Genomic DNA, 17902 nt, shown 5'->3' with positions numbered 1-17902 from the left:
CTCTGCTCCTCTGCTGCCTATTTGTATCAACCTTAAAGTGAAACGGTATAAGGGGTGTAGGGGTGTACGGGGTGTAAGGGGAAAAAGGTGTTTGTTTCATTCATAGCGGGTGCTGCGCAGCCTGTGGATTGCTTTCAAGAAAGACAGGGAACGCTTAACAGGGAACAGGGAACAAACAAGAAGGGGGATTTAGTTTCTTAAGGCTGTTGCTAGCGGTTTTCTATCGCTAGTTAAAGGCTCACAACTGAGAAAATATTGCTGAATTGCTCAGGCTGATAAATCAGCAACAGCAGCTGTAAATTAAACTCCCTCACTGTTAGTTTTTCAGCATGCTAATGGGGATTAGCCCATGAAGACAGCGGTGGAACTTGTTGTAGTTCATGACTCAGGCTGTTGTGAATAGAACCATTCGTAGCTAGAATTCTACCAGACGAGATATCTAAGGAACTCCCATCGTATGCAGTCACCTTTCCCCCAGCTTCTCGTATTAAAATGATACCAGCAGTAATATCCCAAGGAGAAAGACCTCTTTCCCAGTAACCATCAACACGACCGCAGGCGATATGAGCCAAATCTAGGGATGCGGAACCACTACGCCGAACTCCTTGAGTCAGATGAGTCAAGTGACAGAATTCGGCATAGTTGTTGTCAGATGTTTCACGACGGTCATAGGCAAATCCGGAAACCAACAAACTTTTACCAAGTTGAGAAGTTTTTGAAACCTTTATTGGGCAACGGTTCCGCGTTGCTCCCAAACCTTGAGCCGCCCGGAATAGCTCGTTATGAAAAGGGTCATAAATAACACCGACTTGCGGGACACCCTGAATCAACAGCCCAATGGAGACAGCAAAAAAGGGATATTGGTGAGCAAAGTTCGTTGTTCCATCCAGAGGATCAATCGCCCAGAGATACTCACTATCTTGATTTCCTAGTTTCCCAGATTCCTCAGCCAGGATAGAATGGTCAGGAAAGTGACGACGCAAAACATCTAAAACCACCGCTTCCGAAGCTTTATCAGCAGCAGTTACCAAATCACCGGGGCGTCCTTTTTCAATAATCGCGTCTTCCACCTTACCCAAATAACCTTGCAACACCGCGCCAGCAGCGAGGGCTGCTTCTGTAGCAATATCCAAAAAGATTTGCAGATTAGTCATGACTAGTTAATAATTCGTAATATTAGCCTATTACGAATTGTGAATTAAGGGTAGGGTGGGCACTGCTCACTCATAGCAGACTCATGAGATCAGAAGATAGGCAGTGCCCACCTTACAAATTACCGTCACAGCAATTTCAAGATTTGGCGATAAGCCGGAGGCTTGACGCTACGCGTATCGCACAGTGAAGCAATTGCGCTACGTATGCCCTGAGTCCCTTCTCAAAATCCTTGGTGGTGGGCACTGCCGACAACATACAACTAGAAGTTTGCGCGAACAGTGAATTAAGGGTAGGGTGGGCACTGCTCACTCATAGGTGAGTTTAAGAATATGTTTGGATTGATCGTAACTTACGTCTTGCACCTGGTAAAACAAATGTCAATAGTCTAAACATATTATTCGACTCTAAAGCGAGGAAGGTTTAATATTTTTCCACTAGGGAGTTCTACAGTCTGAGGCTGGGAACAAGCGACGAGCGAGGAACAAAGCTGTGACGCAAAAATTAAGGACAGACGTGGAGTTTACCCCTATCCGCCTGCGGCACCTTTCCCGTTATAAAGTAATACGGTTCGGTTAAGACCAAAAACCAGGTAAACTGAGCATTGTCCTCAAGGTGCGATCAGCCTCCGACTTATCGCATGTGCCTATTGCGCAAAGCAAGAGACGCAATCATGCGTATCAGCAAAAATGCAACTCATTGATTAGCAGTTATGTCAACTGGGAAACTAAACTTTACGTTACCTACTTGAATGTTTTCATCACACGAACTTTAGCGCCAAACCAAGTACGGTTTTTAAAACAATTTGTTGCCAAACAAACAAGTCAATGCTTCACTTTAATTTTTCAAGTCCGCTAAATTGAAGAAATCAGGAAAGCAAATGATGAACAATCTCCGACAGCGACTAAATAATTCCTTTATCATTCACTTTTTACTATTATTCGCCCTTGGTTGGGCAATGTTACAGCTTTTCACTTATTTTGAAACAGTTATTGTAATTTTCACATTCGCCGCGATTTTAGCTGCTTTATTGAACTATCCTGTTCGCTGGTTGCAGCGTTTTTTACCCCGGACAGTTGCAGTTATCTTGGTTTTCTTGGTAAGCCTTTTAATTATTATCGCTTTAGCAATCACCCTCGGTTTAGCAATTTTGTCTCAAGGACAACAACTCATTGATAGATTTTTTGAGATGGCTAATTCTATTGGCTCTTTTGTAGCACAAATAGAAGCTTTTCTTCAAACTCGCAATATCCAATTAGATCTTGATGCTATTGCGGAGCGAATCCGAAGCTTTGCTTTCTCAGCTATTAATTATATTATTAGTCTTTTAGGAGCTTCCCTCACCAATTTTGTTAATGTTATTTTGATTGCAGTTGTTACCCTTTTTATGTTGCTGAATGGGAAAAAGGTTTGGCAATTTGTTTTGAAAATTGTACCAGAAAGATCGCGTAAGCACTTTGCAGATACAGTTGAAGAGAAGCTTTTAGGATTTTTTAGAGCGCAATTAATTTTAATGTTATTTCTGTCAAGTGTTACTTTTTTAGTTTTTATATTACTCCAGGTTCCTTTTCCCTTAGTTTTGTCTTTAATAATTGGAGTTATTGATGCGGTTCCAGGCATTGGAGCAACTTTAGGAATTGGTATTGTTTTTTTTATTTTGTTAACTCAAGATATTTTCCTTGCTTTCAAAGTCTTAGTAGCCTCAATTATACTTCAGCAAATCCAAGACAACTTAGTTTCGCCGCGAATCATGCAAAATTCAGTCGATGTTAACCCTGTCGTTACATTTTTTGCTTTATTAGTCGGTGCAAGAATTGCTGGGCTGCTAGGGATTTTCCTTGCTGTTCCAATTGCTGGTTTGCTTGTCAGTTTGTTAGAAATTGATGATTTGAAAGGAGAGGCATAGAGAGTCGTTCCCAGAGGCAGATCCTCACACCAAATGCATTCTCAGCCTCAGGCTGGGAACGAGTGAGGAACAAAGCTGTTAGGCAAAAATTAAGCACAGACGTGGAGTTTACCCCTATCCGCCTGCGGCACCTTTGTGCTTATAAATAGAACTTACGCAAAAGAGATCCCCCAACAGAGTTAAAAAGGGGGCTTTTAAGATTCCCCCCTTTTTTAGGGGAGGCAGTGCGTTGCGGAGAGCAACGCACTGCCTCCCCTGCTTGCCTTAACCCGGCAATTTTGGGTTGACAGAGCACCAGGGGGGATCGAGGTTTCGGGTTTTGAGTGCGTAAGTCGTCATAAAGAGGAAAGGGAGGAGAATTTCCGGAATAGTCTACTGTTTAATTGATATCTACATACAGTAGAATTTTCGCAAGTGTATATATTATTCATAACAAAAGCAGTATGATGGCAGATACCTCAAACGTTAAACTAAGCATTATATTTACTGATCCCGCCTTGGATGAGGAAGAGAAGAATGAGGAAGTCCAGAAGCTTTTAGCACAGATGAAAGACTTGGATGAAGTGGAAGCGGTTGATCGAGTTGTGAACCCCAACACGCTACTGAGAACCAAGTCAGTCACAGGCTGGGTAGCAGCTCAGGTGATTGCTTTTGTGAAGCCGGAAAATGTGAAACAAGTGTGGGGATTTTTGAGCGATCGCCTAGCCAACAAAACCATTGAATTAGAAGCAGAAGCAAACGGCAAGAAAGTTAAAATAAAAGCTAGCAGTCAGCAAGAGTTAGAAGCAGCAGTCAAGGCAATACAGGAATTACTGAACCCAGAGTAGACTAGCAAACATGGCGAAAGTTGCACTGTTGATAGGAGTTAGTGAATATGAACCGGGCTTAAACCCCCTGGCTGGCGCTGTTAAAGATGTCGATGCCATACAGCGAGTTTTGCAGCATCCAGATATGGGCGGGTTTAACAAAGCAGATATAACAGTGCTGAAAAACCCCCAACGACAAGCGATGGAAGAAGCGATTGAAGCGCTATTCTTCAATCGGCAAAAGGATGATTTGGTGTTAGTGTATTTTTCTGGTCATGGTATTAAAGATGATATCGGCAGGCTTTACTTGGCAACTCGTCAAACTCGTAAAAACTCCAAGGGAGAATTAATCAGAACTACCGCTGTTGCTGCTAGCTTGATACACGACGTCATGGAAAATAGTCGTTCGCGGCGACAGGTGATTATTCTTGACTGTTGCTTCAGTGGTGCATTTGCCCAAGGCATGAAGGCTAAAGATGATGGCAGTTTGGATATTAAAAACCAACTGGTAGAGACAAAACAACCAGAGGAAGTCCAAGGACGGGCAGTTCTGACTTCTTCTTCTGCCATTGAGTATTCTTTTGAACAAGAGGGTTCAGAGTTATCAGTTTATACCCGCTACCTTGTGGAAGGAATTGAGAAAGGCGCGGCTGATACTGACAATGACGGTGTAATTTCCGTGGATGAACTGCATTCGTATGCTCGCAAGAAAGTGCAGGAAGCAGCACCCGCAATGAAGCCAGAGATTTATGCTATCAAAGAGGGCTATAAAATTCAACTGGCGAAAGCTCCGATAGGCGATCCGAAACTGCAGTATCGTAAGGAAGTAGAACAGTGCATCCGAAATGGTCAGGTTTCGCGTATTGGTCGCCGAATTCTCAACCGACGTCAAAGTGAATTGGGTTTGTCAACGGAGGAAGTAGCGAAAATAGAGAATGAAGTTCTAGAACCTTATCGCAAGCGCCAGCAAAATCTAGAAGAATATGAAGAAGCACTGACTGAGGCGTTAGAGGATGAAGGTAGTCTCAGCCAACACACGCGAGAGGATTTGAAGCGCTTGCAGCAAGTTTTGCAACTCAGAGATCAAGACATCACGCCAATTGAGGCGCGGTTAATCCCAGCACGTCAGCAGGAAGGAGAGGCGGATGAGACGACGGGTTCACATGAACCGCTAGCAAAAGATATTGCCCCTGAACCTCCACCCTCTACAACTGATGAAGATAACCTCAGTTCAGAAAAAGGCGTAGACTACACGAAACTGCGGGACTTACTGGCAGCACAAAAGTGGAAGGAAGCTGACTATGAAACCTATCTAGTGATGCTCCAAGCTGTCGGGCGCAAGGAACATGACTGGATTAGAGAGGAAGAACTCTTAAACTTTCCCTGTACTGACCTCCGTATAATTGACCAACTTTGGGTAAAATATAGTAATGGGCATTTTGGCTTCAGTGTTCAGAAGGAAATTTACTTCAGTGTTGGCGGCAAGCTGAACAGTGAATACGACGAAGAAGCCTGGAATAAATTTGGCGATCGCGTGGGATGGAGTAGAGAAGAAAACTGGATTTCTTACGAGCAACTCACTTTTGATACAACGGCTCCCAAAGGACATCTCCCGTTGCGTTGTTGTTGGCTGTTGTTGGGTGGGGTTTTTTCGTGGGAGGGTCGTCGCAAGGGGGTCTGTTCTCTCCTATTGAGACTTGTAAACTGTAATATCTAAGCGTTTCAGAATATTGTAAATATTTATTGCAGCTTCCTTTCCTACGCTAGAATCAACATTTGCGGATTTCAATACCTGGCACGGAGGGAAAACATTCAATTAAAATTTAATATCTCTCCACACTTTAGCTTCAGTAAAGCGACTCAAATGCTTTACGTTTGTAGTGGCAATAACAATATAACGACCGGGAAAATCTTCCTTGAGAATTTGCCAATGACCAGAAATGATAATATCCACATCAAGACTTTTATCATCTGCAGTAGGAATGCCTTGACTTCGAGCAGCAGCCCATAAAGAAGCAGCTTGTCTCAATAAAGCTGAAGTAATGGGTAAAAAGTCAATTATTTCTCGAAGTTCATCTAAATTCTGAATACTATTGAGTTCAGTTTTCTTTTGTGATGCTAAAACTAAACTTCTCCTGACTTCAAAATCGCATATATCAGAAGAACAAACATGAACACCATGCGATAATAAAGTATAAAGCCATTGTTCGCAATCGTAAGCTTCTCCTAACTTATTGGGATTGGTAAGAATTCCCAGTACCCCAGAGTCAATAAAAACTATCATGATTGCGAATATAACTTTTGTTCGGGAAGACGTTCTGCATCTATTATTTGTTTAAATTTCTCAAATATTTCTTCTCTGTGTAGTGATTCTGCTTCAGACATATTTTCATGGCGTTGAATACGCTGTTTTAATAAGGCTATTGCTCGCTGATTTTGGTTTAATTGCTTCTGCTTGTGCAATTCTAGTTGATTAGCAGTAACTAAATCCTTATCTAATTGCAATAGTTTCTTGAGAGCTTCAACATCATCTGATTCTAGAGTAATAGGAGCAGAATAACCTTCTAAAATTAAGTTGTAATTTTTACTTGTAGTTGTAAGCGGAATAAGAGCAATGAAGCGAGAAAGGTTTAATATTTTTCCACTAGGTAGTTCTACAGCTAGATTCATATTTATTTTAGTTTTTCACAAGATTATGAATAATGTTTCTTTTTTAAAGATTAACTATATAGAAAATTATATCATAATCTTGTATTGGTAGTCCGCCTATGACTATAAGTCCTGCCGCTAATAGCCGAAACTGTTTGATGTATTCCAACCAATTGAAAACCGCTATATTACCGCCTAAGTAGGCGAAGAATGAGAACGATTAAAAATGGTGAACTAAAGACAATACTCCAGACAAAAGTTGGTGAACCTAGGAAAGAAAAGTCTTTATAAGATGCCACAGGAGGTTGTTGGGTGGAGATGGCGGTGGCTGTTATGCCGCTGATGGCGAGTCCAATTCCTGCAAGTGCGATGGTGTTGTCTAGAGTGCGATCGCTCTTGGTTTGCTCAATCTCAATAATACCCCTAACAGTGTTGATCAAGTCTTCTAAAATTCTCAAGCCTACACTCAGGCTAGCACGGTCTTGCGCTACCTGCGCTTTGTATTTTTCCTGGACAATATCACTGAAGTTTTGCAAAAACCCCAAGTCTGTATCACCCAAATTACCATATTCTTGTTGCTTTTGTTCTGCTTTTTGGACAATCTGTTGATGGTATTTTTGGTAGTTGCTTAAATTAGTCTCTATTGCCAAGCTAATAATTTCTAAATCGCTGATTTTTCTGAGATATTCTGATAAAGTTGCAATACTCTCACTCAAGATTTTTTGTAAGTACTGTAACTTGTTACCAGATAATTTTTCTTCTCCATTTTCTGTATATAAATTTTTCACTTTTGCAACGTTTTCTGTGATAGACTTATATTCAGCTTGTAAACTTCTCGTTGTTTTCTCAGCATAAGCATATTCCCACAAAATTTTGTTACGCGCAGATAATAACCGCAGCCAATCTCCATAAAAGCCTGCAGCTTCCTCCATAATATTTAGGGCGGGATAGAAAAATATTAAAATGTGAGTATTTTCTTCTGCAACGTTCTCCCACTTCTGGGGCGATTTCCAGAGTTCAAAAACTGTAGCGCCTAAAAAAAATCCGGTTTTTAGTTCTTGCCAATCACCAGGGATTAAAGCGTTGGCAGATGCTTTGGCTAAATCTTCTAAATTAGCTTGAGAATTTGCAGGTAGGCAACCGGAAAGCATCCAAGTTTTCCCTAAGTTACCATTTTTAGCAGAGGCTTTTTCTTTGAGCTTTTTAAAAAAAGTAACAGAGTGAGGATGATCAAAGTCATCAACAGAACAGTCAAACAGCAGTCCGTAAGTATCACTTAAGCGAACCGGATAGTAATAACCTCCAATTTGATAATCTGCAACCTTATCTTGAAAAATCAAATGATTATCTTTGATATTAAATGGCTGTTTGAATTTTGGATCAAGTAAGTCTAGTAATTTGATATATTCTGGGTTTTCGGCTGCTAACTCTTCTTCTAAATAGACATGTAATTTAGGAGGTAGATTGTTCCAGAATTTTTCGTGATTGTCAGCAATTTGAGCTTCACTGTCTCCCAATCCATCTCTTAATTGGTAGACAAATACATCGAGAGTCGGGTAGTAAATTAAGTCATTCATCGAGTAAGTATCTAATCAAATTCTAGTTTTATTAATTGACAGTCGATTTGGGAGGATCTCAAATATTGCATAAAAGATATAGGAATCCGGTTTGATTTGGTGAATTGACAAAGTAGAGGTAGGGAACAGGCAACAGAAAGTGTACCTAGCTTCGTCAAAAATCAAATATGAGTCCTATAGTAGTGGAAGCATCTTGCTTCCTATTTTCCTACCAAAGCGGGCTGTCCAGCCCGTACTACAAAATCAAATCAATTTACACATTTGAGATGCTCCCATTCTGCATCTGTGTAGATCAATACGCTTGCTGTTAGTGGTGTTTAGTTTTGTAAAATCCCCCCAACCTCCTAAAAAAGGGGGCTTAGTCCCTCCTTTTTTAGGAGGGCTAGGGAGGATCAATCCTTAACAGCAATTGTATTGCTCTATAGGTTAGTTTTTTTTTGATTTTCGTTGTGTTTGTGCATGACTGGAATGAGTCGAATTGTGGGTGTTTGCTGTTGTTGAGGAAGGATTGACATTATTAACGCCTAAATCCTCTGGTTTTGGGTTGTCATCTTTTACCGGAAAGCCTTTGTCACGTTCTTGTTGACTATCTTTCCCTATCAAGCTAAGGCGTTCGCTTTCATAAAGTTGATTGAGGCGATCGCTCTTTTTTACTAAAGCATCAAGCCGCCTAATTGTAGCTTCATTCACATTATTCCCCAACGCTTGACGGACTTGGTGAAGTTCTTCTTGCAGTTCTGGTGAAAGGGTTGATAAATCAAGTTTATTGAATGCTTGCAAAAAAGCTTGGTGGCGGATTGTGTATCTTTCTAGCATAAGAAAAAAGTTGAGAATTAAAGATAGGACTTAAGCAGAAGAGATCCCCCAACCCCCTTAAAAAGGGGGCTTTTAATTTTTCCCCCCTTTTTAAGCTACGGTGTACACACAAGTCCTCGAATTACCCGCTCATCCCCGTAAAACCTCACCCTGCCCTGTCGGGCATCCCTCTCCGAACTCCGGAGAGGGAAAGATTTTAGCGCAGCTAAAAGCGAGGGTGAGGTTTTGAGCGAGATGTGTGTACACCGTAGCTTTTTAAGGGGGGCTAGGGGGGATCTTCAGTGTGTAAGTCCTGAAACAGTCCCAGTGATAATGAAACTAGCCCAGAAATAGGGATGAGCGTAAGGAGGAACAAACGAATTTATTTTCTCAACATCGTATTCGATGATTTTGGCTTTGTCTTTCAAATCTTCGGCGCAAAGAGAATCACTTTGGGCGATTTCGGCGGCGATATCTTTGTACCATTGAACGAGTTCACTATATTTAACAGTCGCCAGCCAAATTTGAGTTTGTCTGAGGGCGGTGGTGGGTTCAATATCTCTATTTAACTGGCGGTAAAATTCCATCATGAACAAAGCACTGGAAACAGATTCCACCCGCCACAGCGTGCTGACGACATGAGCAACACCCTGACGCACAAAGCCACTGACTAAACCCACATATTCAGTGCTGATAGTTTGATTCCCTGTAACAGCCGTTTCACAAGCAGAAAGGCTTACCAACTCGTAGTGACTCAGATTGAACTGGCAAATATCTTCTAGAGTCAGAGTATCTCTACCCTCACAATAACTGGCGTATTGTTCATTCCATTCTTTCACCCAGTTTTCAAACTCGTGCAAGCGTCGCGCTGCTGCGGGTACTTCTAACTCATCCGACTGGAAATCTCCCCCAACCCCGCTTGCAAAGGAAGGAGGAGAAATGAGGATGGGTGATGAAGCGTCGTGTTTCAGGATGAAAGTGTGTAGAGCGGCTGGGCTAAGATGCCAGTAAACTATAGCAGTAGTGGGATTGAGCAGTTGTTTCATCTCTTCCCATGCAGGAGACTCACCATTCCAAGCATCCAGCAGCCAAGCCAAGCAAGCATTTTTCCCTTGTTCTGCTAATTCCAACGCTTGCACCATCTCACCCGACTGCACAGCCAAGTCAACAGTTAACTGCTGAAAAGGAGCAAACTTCAAAGCCAACTGCTTTTTCTTGCCAGGACTTTTGCAGTCATCCAGCAAGCGTCGCAACAAATCTGTACCGCGTCGCTGGAGTTCTTGGGCTTTTGCAGTTTCCCCCAAATCCAAGATGTTTATCATTTAAACCTCAGCTTTAAGAACTTAACGCTTTCGATATAGAGCGTTCCGGAAAGCTGTAATAGGAATTATATCGTTAGGTTGTAGAAAGATTAGTTATTAATCATTATTATGGCAGTCTTCTCGTTCTCACGCTTCGGGTGGAACTGTACAGCTTGTTGTCAGTGTGGGGGCATATCGCACTAATTACTCACAATAAAAAGACCTCACCCCGCCCTATGCCTAACGGCACGCTACGCTATCGGGCACCCCTCTCCTTATTCAGGAGAGGGGATGGGGGTGAGGTTCTTCGTTTTTGATAAATGTTTATCCGGACATGATATAAGATCAAGTCTTAATTGACTCTCAAAAATCTCAGTAGATTCATTTATCTACGGTATCCGTCATTATATCTGTCATTTCCGCCGTATCCGCCGTATCCGCCATATCCGTCATATCTGTCATTTCTGCGGTATCCGTCATTATATCTGTCATTTCTGTCGTATCTGCCATCTGAGCGATCGCTCACTGCGAACTCTGCTCGACAGCCATTCTTTACCCAAATACGGTCTCTATCATAGCCCCAATTTCCTCTACAACTAGCATCAGACAATTGCCTGACAAACCTTACTCTGCTTCCTCTATCTACCGAACAAGTGTTCCTGTTATTACCGGTGCTTTCACAAGTTATTGTGTCTCGCGCAGAAGCTGGTGAAGCGTTAAAAACCGTACCTAAACTAACGGTGGTAGCCATCAAGGTGGCAGCTATTATTGGTAAACGAATGCTCATATTAAATGTTAGATCTTTCTAAGAATAACAAACAAACTATGGGAGTCCTATTTGATTTTTGAACAGAACTCTGTACAGTTTATGTCTCCTATTAACAGTTAAGAGTTCCCCATTCCCTAGCTCAACTACTAAGCATGGTTATGGCTGACGCCACAGCTAGCGCATAACGCCAGACAAGCGAACATAAACCAAATCAGATTCCTATATACTAATTATTCCAAATTTGTAAAAACACTTGCCTGTATCTCAAGTCATAAAATTTAGCGTTCTAAACAGTCTCAACAAATCAGTGAACAGCGAACAGTGAAACTGATAACTGATAGTTGACTCAACCAACAGCAAATTCTGTGTATTGACGCATCTTTGGTGGATCAATACCCAAGACAATATCGTGTTTTGGCACTCCTACTTCAACTAGCTTATTGGCAATGCCGACTTCTGTTCCGTCCTGCTGTACCCAGATTTTTCCATCTATAATGTCAAGATGAAGCACAATTCCATAAACACGCTGTGATTCACGCCAGCCGACATATACCAATTGATAGCGATCGCGCTCTTGATCAAAAATTAGCTCTGCTCTAATGCGGCTATCCCAAACTAACGTAGCGTGTTCACTCAACAATCTTTGAATGTGCTGACGATATTCATCTACGGTTGCCATCGCTTAATTACCTCCTGATCAATATCGTAGATCAGCAAATACAGTTGATGTTGCTCAACTAGTGATTGAATAAATGATGTGGTGAAAAACTCCTCATACACGTTATTAGGCACTGCTAAATACAATAGGCGTTCGCCCTTGGCGGGTGCTCTGCACCCTCGCTCTCTTGTACTTGCAGTGCTGTTCGATACGCCAAAAACTGTCCTAATGCACCATAAAACTCTGAAATCTTAGATGGACCAAGAAAACTCTTAATTTCAACAGCAATCTTATGTTCTCCTCGTTGGGCTGCTATTACCTTCTGGGCACCTAAGTCAATTGCCAAATTAAAACTACCTGCAACAAGTGGATATGGATCGTGGGTTATTTGCCATTTATCCTTCTGGAGGGCTGTTTTGACAATAGTATGAAATGCATCTTTTGCTGGCATAAATGACTTATGAATGTTGAAAATTCGTAATGCTGAGCGCATTACGAATTACTAACGATACTGACGGCGAAATTCAGCGGGTGTCAAACGCATAGGTTTTTCTGGATCCCAAATTCCTAACCCCATGAGTCTAGCCCATTGCTGGGCACGTTCTAAGCGTAGGTCATATTTGTGGTTAGGCGATCGCCCCACAAACAAAGCGTACCCTTGTTTCACCAACTCTTCATTCAACAAAACCCCATTTTTCCACGCATAAGCCAAACTCCGCCCAAATTGATCTTTGATTTGCACATCAAACTCCAGGATGACAGGCTGTTCCACAACCTCCCCTTCTAGGCGTTCTTTGGCTGCATCTCCCCAAGGACGTTGCTGCAAATCTGGTGCATCGATTCCCAGCAAGCGTACTTGAGAAATGAGACTTGGTTGATCACCCAAACCTACCACCTTCAAAGTTTGTCCACTGACAACTTGTGTGACTTTGACTTGCACCTGTGTGCTTTCTTCAGGTTTTTTTTGAGGTTGACAAGCTACAAGTAGTAGTAGACAAAGCAGAATGACGATTTTTTCCAGGTTTGCACCAATGCCCTTGAAACAAAATTTAATCTTCATCTAAGGGAAGACCTTTGCGAACTTTCCCCCTAGCGAAAAAGCGTCCAAACTGGAGTTCATAGACTTCATCTTCGTCTTGTGTCTCCACCTCCAAATCAGAGCGAGCATAACTGACGCACAATAGGGCATAACCTTTTTTCTGCAACTCTGGTGAGAGTCCAATAGCTTCCGGTTGGTAAATTTCTCCTGAGAGTACCCGGACAGCACAAGTGGTGCAAGCCCCATTCCGACATGAAAACGGCAGTTCTACCCCTTGTTTTTCACCCGTATGCAGGATGTAGCGGTCATCAGGGACTTGCAAGGTGTATACTGTGCCTTTGGCGCGATCGCGAACTTTAACAGTGTATGTCTCGGACATTTGAACTTTTGATTTCAATTTGGGACTTTAGACGAAATTTAGTTGCAGTTTAATTTATCTTATTGTATACTTGGAATTCGTGACGCCTGGAGAGATGGCCGAGTGGTTGAAGGCGCAGCACTGGAAATGCTGTTTGGGGGCAACCTCAACGAGGGTTCGAATCCCTCTCTCTCCGTTTCATAATATCTCCAAAATTCACTTAAGGAAAAGCAGGTTAAGGGGACGCGGGAGACGTCAATGCCCGATAGCATTGCAAAAGTGTGTCCCCTTGGGACTCAGCGTGGCACTTTGTGCCATAGGGCAGGGTGTAAGGGTGCAAGGGTGTAAGGGTATAAGGTTATGAAGCGCGTTTGCATTGCAAGAGCGTGTCCCCTTGGGACTCAGCGCCCCGATAGCCTAACGGGGCGTTGCTGAATTAAGGTATGAATTGTCATTCTGAGCGTAGTCCTGAGCGAAGCTCAGGAACAGAAGCGTTAGCGAAGCGTGTCCGGAGGACATAGAATCTCGCAGATGCTACCCTGCGGGAAGCCACTAGCCCCTAAGGGGGCGCTGCGCAAACGTCTCTACATTTCGCGCTCGCTACATTCAGCATGACAAAACTGAATTGATACTTCAAATCAGCAACGCCCCTAACGGCACGCTTGGGCTATCGGGGCGCTTCGTGCCGTAGGCTGGGTGTAGTGGTTCACATCAATAAATTGAGGTGCTACAGCCGGGGTGAGCCACTGTTTTCTCCAAGACAGAGCACACTGCCTAACTGCGCTACTTCAGCCGCGCGAAATTCATTCTGGCGCAGTTAGGACAGAATTATTTGTTGTTGTTGCTAATGATCACACAAAAAGCGTCAAATCACTTAGACCTAATTGCTGCTGTCTAATTCAGACATTTCTTCTTGATCTTCTTTGACTCGACGAATTGGCATGTTAGCAATTAAAGCTGTTGTCCGTTGATTGCTTTCCAGGGAAAACTCTAAGCCGTCCGTTTCAATTTCTACGTAACGACAAACGATTTCTAAGATTTCTTGCCGCATCTTTTCTAGTACATCAGGGCTGATGTCAGCACGGTCATGAGCTATCACTAATTGCAGGCGGCGTTTAACTTGAGTGCGACTGTTGTCAACACTACGAACAAAAATTTTTTCTAAAATTTCAAGAATCATTGGAGCTAAGTCAGCAACAGACGGAACAGATTAAAGACTTTTTGTCCAAAACAACTTTCTCAAACGAGAGAATATGTTGTCTTGAGTTGAGTCCAGTTCAAGAAATTCAACCGTTTCCCCTTCTAATCTCCGAACAATGTTGTCGAAAGCTGTAGCAGCTAAAGAAGGGTTTTCCGCTAATACTAAAGGTTCACCGCGATTGGTAGATACAATAACCCGCTCATCATCAGGAACAACTCCAATCAAGGGAATTGCCAGAAGTTCCTGAACATCTTGAACAGACATCATATCATTTGCCCGTACCATTGCAGGTCTGATACGGTTAATAATCAAGTGAATACGTTTAATGCCTTGTGCTTCTAGTAACCCAACGACACGATCAGCATCACGCACAGAAGCAATTTCTGGAGTGGTGATAATCAGGGCTTCTTTTGCTGGGGCGATCGCGTTTTTGAACCCCATTTCAATTCCCGCTGGGCTATCAACCAAAACATATTGATACTTCTGCGCTAGTGCATTCACCAATAATTTCATCTGGTCAGGAGTGACCGCATCTTTGGTGCGATTTTGCGCAGCAGGTAACAAAACGAGGTTAGGTTGTCGCTTATCCTTCACCAAAGCTTGTTCTAAGCGACACTCTCTAGCCAGAACTTCAACAGCAGTATAAACTATCCGGTTTTCTAGCCCTAGCAACAAATCCAAATTTCTCAAACCAAAATCCGCATCAACCAAAGCTACTTGACGCCCCATTTTGGCTAAAGCCATCCCCAGATTTGCCGTAATCGTGGTTTTTCCCACCCCTCCTTTGCCGGAGGTTGTAACAATAATGCGAGTCATGATAGAAACGAGCTCGATTAGTGATTAGAAAATATACAACAATAAAAAAGATTTATGTGTCTTTTATCATCCTACTTAATAGGATTTTAGAAAAATCGCTCACCCTTGCAATACGGATTCCTTGGGACGTAATATACGCCACTTCCGGATAAAACTGCAATGGCGATTTTTCTGGTGCCCTAGCAACAGCATCTGCAATTCGCAGCTGGGTTGGTTCCATCTGCAAACTCATAATCAGACAATCACGGTTTCCAAGGGCACCCGCATGAGCAATTCCACGTAGACGACCCCAAACAAGAATATCTCCATTTGCAACTACGATACCACCAGGATTCAAGTCCCCTAGGAGGATAACATGACCCGGATGACGGATTTCTTCCCCAGAACGCACCGTCTTGTCTAAATAGAGAGGTTCTGCAAAAGGAGGTGTCTCAGACTTTAACTCACTGCCAAGTGTTGTTTGTCGCTCTAGTTGTTCTACAGAGTAGCCCATTGTAACTGCAGCGATCGCAGTTTGCCGACGACTAGTAGAAACTGATTTTAGCTGAATTTGAAATTGATTCAAACTTTCCGCCAGTTCTTGGAGTTGTCTGTTATCCAATAAGCGATCTTGGGCGATCAGATTCACGGCTGTATTAGGTGAAAAAGAGCGCTCGCAAGCTAAAAGTCGCAGCTTCATTTGTTGCCAAATCTCAGTCCAACTGTGTTCTGAGGCTGGCAATTGTGATTCGGTTGGTAGTATTAATAAAAGTTTTCCCTCCTGACTTTTTATTTGGACTTGAATATTAGGATTCACCGTTGCTGTCGAATACGGGAATTCTTCACTCAACTCTACGTTGATATTGGCTGGATTAAATTCTACATCAGGAACGACGGAATTTGACCCAACATTGGAATCGGAAGAATTTGACTCTGTATCCGAAATAGGATGTGGCTCACTATCAGGGACGAGAGAATTTGCTTTCACATTGGCATCGGAAGAATTTGTCTGTTCTATATTAGGTTCTAAAGAATTTGCCTCCACATTGGAATCGGAAAAATTTGTCTGTTCTATATTAGGCTCGAAAGAGTTTGACTTCACGTTGGAATCGGAAGAATTTGTCTGTTCTATATTAGGCTCGAAAGAATTTGACTCCACGTTGGAATGATTGGAATTTGACTGCACATTATAATCGGGAATATGTGATTTTAAGTAAAGTAGGACAGAATTTACTTCTGCTTCGGGGAGGACTGGATTTTCCTCTGGTTGCGAAATCGACTCTAAATCAGAAAGAGCAGAAATTTTCTCTACTTCACCAAAGGCTTTTTCTGACTTCTGATCAGGGATAGTAGAGTCAGAAGTCATATAACGGTTGCCAGAATAAGGAATAGAGCGATCATCCATACTAGATTAGTGACAATTTGCAACAGCGTTATTAAAAATTCACACTCCTCACCCTGTATTTTTATTTAGTCTTTTAGCGACTATTGCCAATGCATCAGCATCGCCGACATTTCCTGGAAACAGCACAACTGGTAAATTAGGAAACTGAGGATGGTCTGATGGAGTTATCACCATTGAACAACCAGGTAAAATTTGACCAAGTAACCGCGCCGAAGTCAAAGCTAAACCTGTACTTAAGACATCGTTTGAAGTAATGCCACCTTTACTGATTAAAAATCCCATATCCGGTGGTAAACCCCGCACGATATCCATCAATAAGCTTGACACCTTTGTACCAAACTCTAACCTTGTCTTAGCATCCTTAAAAGCCAGTTCCTGACGGCTGGTATAAACCACTGCTGTTTTTCCAGCATCATATGCTGCATGGACATGATCTAGAACCTCGCTTAGCAGTGTAGCAGATTCATTTGCTCCATCATCAACCAACCGCGCCACATCCACTTCAATTCCCATCGTTTTCTCTTGTTGCAAGAGCACCTCTAACTGCTGAGTTGTCTTTTTAACATGGGAACCAACAATTACTATACCCGGTTTACCTCGTTGCACGTACTGTGACATATTTTCTGGAGCAATCGGTTGGGGCGGTAATCCGGCTATTGCCGTTAAGATACTAGCAGCACTACGAAACAGAAAGCGTTTCCCCTGACTGACTGCGGTTAGAACATCTTGTGCAAACTGGTTGAAATCTGCTTGAGTTTCACCATCCACAACAGCACATTGGTTATTAGTGAGTTGCATAAGTCGTTCTAAGCTACCAGCGCGAATATCCGCCAATGAAAACCTTTCTACCGACTCAGCACTGATACTTCCTTGAGTTTTTTCTTCCACATACTTGGGTAAGTAGCTATGATGATACTCAAAGACTGAATCACGAGCAAATTCAGTTTCATGGACAGGGGTGGGAACACCATCAACTATCAAATAATGTACACTGTCACGGGTAATCCGTCCGCCTTCAAAAAACGCTGGTACGAGAAAATGAGCATCAAATGGACCAAGTTCCTCGGCGATGACATCAGTTTCAATTGGGTAATGTCCTCGTAAAGTCGAATCAGAACGACTGACAACGATAAACCCTTTTGTTGTATCTGTTTCTAAGGTGATGGTGGATTTTGCTCCTGTATCTCCCCCGACTCTAGATATTGCCTGTTTCAGGTTATGGCAAACTTTTCTGGTAATAGATGCGGCTTCCTCTGGGGGAAGCGCTCTTGTGTTTGTTAATACAAAGAAAATTGGTGAATCATCTTGCAACCCCAAGCATAATGTTTCCACATCCCAATGCATGAGTAGCAAGCAACTGTGGACTGTTTGAGAACCTGTTGGATCATCATCTAAGACAATTATTTTTGGTTTGTTAGTCATGTTTAAGTCAACGGACAAATGTTTGTTGGAAAGTTCTGGCAAGTATTGGTTCTTTGAATGGAGACTGCT

General features: G+C 42.5%; 19 protein-coding genes and 1 tRNA gene. 4 read left to right on the top strand and 16 right to left on the bottom strand.

The features are described from left to right. Nucleotides 1-332: 332 nt before the first annotated feature. On the bottom strand, nt 333-1154 hold the full coding sequence (locus AC5JM2_RS05275; protein WP_495833853.1) for an inositol monophosphatase family protein: 822 nt from the start codon (nt 1152-1154) through the stop codon (nt 333-335). Between the two features lie 878 nt (nt 1155-2032). Here AC5JM2_RS05275 and AC5JM2_RS05270 point away from each other — a divergent pair. The 3 genes from AC5JM2_RS05270 (at nt 2033) to AC5JM2_RS05260 (ending at nt 5581) form a co-directional block, all read left to right on the top strand. Continuing rightward, complete coding sequence (locus tag AC5JM2_RS05270; protein WP_495833852.1) at nt 2033-3058, top strand: AI-2E family transporter; 1026 nt, start codon at nt 2033-2035, stop codon at nt 3056-3058. A 443-nt stretch (nt 3059-3501) separates the two neighbouring features. Then, complete coding sequence (locus AC5JM2_RS05265) at nt 3502-3885, top strand: hypothetical protein (protein WP_495833851.1); 384 nt, start codon at nt 3502-3504, stop codon at nt 3883-3885. Nucleotides 3886-3895: 10 nt separating this feature from the next. Further along, nucleotides 3896-5581: a caspase, EACC1-associated type gene (locus AC5JM2_RS05260; RefSeq protein ID WP_495833850.1), complete on the top strand. Its 1686-nt coding sequence runs from the start codon at nt 3896-3898 to the stop codon at nt 5579-5581. A gap of 99 nt (nt 5582-5680) precedes the next feature. Here AC5JM2_RS05260 and AC5JM2_RS05255 read toward each other — a convergent pair whose 3' ends face one another. The 11 genes from AC5JM2_RS05255 to AC5JM2_RS05205 form a co-directional block, all read right to left on the bottom strand. Continuing rightward, on the bottom strand, nt 5681-6148 hold the full coding sequence (locus AC5JM2_RS05255; RefSeq protein ID WP_169265990.1) for a PIN domain-containing protein: 468 nt from the start codon (nt 6146-6148) through the stop codon (nt 5681-5683). After that, nucleotides 6145-6534 carry a hypothetical protein gene (locus tag AC5JM2_RS05250; RefSeq protein ID WP_495833849.1) on the bottom strand — a complete coding sequence of 130 codons (390 nt, stop codon included), beginning with the start codon at nt 6532-6534 and terminating at the stop codon, nt 6145-6147. The genes AC5JM2_RS05255 and AC5JM2_RS05250 overlap by 4 nt, the downstream gene beginning before the upstream one ends. 167 nt (nt 6535-6701) lie before the next feature. Continuing rightward, a complete protein-coding gene (locus tag AC5JM2_RS05245) occupies nt 6702-8090 on the bottom strand; it encodes a hypothetical protein (protein WP_495833848.1) in 1389 nt (462 codons plus the stop codon). 426 nt (nt 8091-8516) lie between these two features. Continuing rightward, on the bottom strand, nt 8517-8906 hold the full coding sequence (locus AC5JM2_RS05240; RefSeq protein WP_495833847.1) for a hypothetical protein: 390 nt from the start codon (nt 8904-8906) through the stop codon (nt 8517-8519). A 278-nt stretch (nt 8907-9184) separates the two neighbouring features. Then, the gene (locus AC5JM2_RS05235; protein ID WP_495833846.1) at nt 9185-10207 is read right to left on the bottom strand and encodes a CHAT domain-containing protein; all 1023 of its coding nucleotides are present in this window, start codon (nt 10205-10207) and stop codon (nt 9185-9187) included. 364 nt (nt 10208-10571) lie between these two features. After that, nucleotides 10572-10973 carry a DUF3011 domain-containing protein gene (locus tag AC5JM2_RS05230; RefSeq protein ID WP_495833845.1) on the bottom strand — a complete coding sequence of 134 codons (402 nt, stop codon included), beginning with the start codon at nt 10971-10973 and terminating at the stop codon, nt 10572-10574. A gap of 328 nt (nt 10974-11301) precedes the next feature. Beyond that, nucleotides 11302-11634, bottom strand: a complete 333-nt coding sequence (locus AC5JM2_RS05225; protein ID WP_495833844.1) for a XisI protein — start codon at nt 11632-11634, stop codon at nt 11302-11304. Further along, nucleotides 11622-11735, bottom strand: coding sequence for a hypothetical protein (locus AC5JM2_RS05220; RefSeq protein ID WP_495833859.1), 114 nt, complete (start codon nt 11733-11735; stop codon nt 11622-11624). Before AC5JM2_RS05220 ends, AC5JM2_RS05225 begins: the two co-directional genes overlap by 13 nt. A 14-nt stretch (nt 11736-11749) precedes the next feature. Beyond that, a complete protein-coding gene (locus tag AC5JM2_RS05215) occupies nt 11750-12064 on the bottom strand; it encodes an element excision factor XisH family protein (protein ID WP_495833843.1) in 315 nt (104 codons plus the stop codon). 51 nt (nt 12065-12115) lie between these two features. Continuing rightward, entirely contained in the window at nt 12116-12634 is a 519-nt protein-coding gene (locus AC5JM2_RS05210; protein ID WP_495833858.1) for a thermonuclease family protein, read from the bottom strand. A gap of 28 nt (nt 12635-12662) precedes the next feature. After that, on the bottom strand, nt 12663-13031 hold the full coding sequence (locus tag AC5JM2_RS05205; protein WP_495833842.1) for a 2Fe-2S iron-sulfur cluster-binding protein: 369 nt from the start codon (nt 13029-13031) through the stop codon (nt 12663-12665). 88 nt (nt 13032-13119) lie between these two features. On the opposite strand from AC5JM2_RS05205, the gene AC5JM2_RS05200 reads away from it, so the two are divergent. Beyond that, nucleotides 13120-13206: transfer RNA gene (locus tag AC5JM2_RS05200), tRNA-Ser, on the top strand. Nucleotides 13207-13890: 684 nt separating this feature from the next. Here the strand turns inward: AC5JM2_RS05200 and minE are convergent. From minE to AC5JM2_RS05180, 4 genes are all read right to left on the bottom strand, one after another. After that, nucleotides 13891-14190 (bottom strand): cell division topological specificity factor MinE, encoded by a 300-nt coding sequence (gene minE / locus AC5JM2_RS05195; RefSeq protein WP_495833841.1) that lies wholly within the window; start codon nt 14188-14190, stop codon nt 13891-13893. Nucleotides 14191-14220: 30 nt separating this feature from the next. Next, the gene (minD, locus tag AC5JM2_RS05190; protein ID WP_495833840.1) at nt 14221-15027 is read right to left on the bottom strand and encodes a septum site-determining protein MinD; all 807 of its coding nucleotides are present in this window, start codon (nt 15025-15027) and stop codon (nt 14221-14223) included. Nucleotides 15028-15079: 52 nt separating this feature from the next. After that, the gene (minC, locus tag AC5JM2_RS05185) at nt 15080-16138 is read right to left on the bottom strand and encodes a septum site-determining protein MinC (RefSeq protein WP_495833857.1); all 1059 of its coding nucleotides are present in this window, start codon (nt 16136-16138) and stop codon (nt 15080-15082) included. A gap of 321 nt (nt 16139-16459) precedes the next feature. After that, nucleotides 16460-17833: a four-carbon acid sugar kinase family protein gene (locus tag AC5JM2_RS05180; RefSeq protein WP_495833839.1), complete on the bottom strand. Its 1374-nt coding sequence runs from the start codon at nt 17831-17833 to the stop codon at nt 16460-16462. Between the last annotated feature and the right edge of the window lie 69 nt (nt 17834-17902).

It is taken from the genome of Brasilonema angustatum, assembly GCF_059505445.1.
This window is presented reverse-complemented; position numbering and strand designations above follow the sequence as displayed.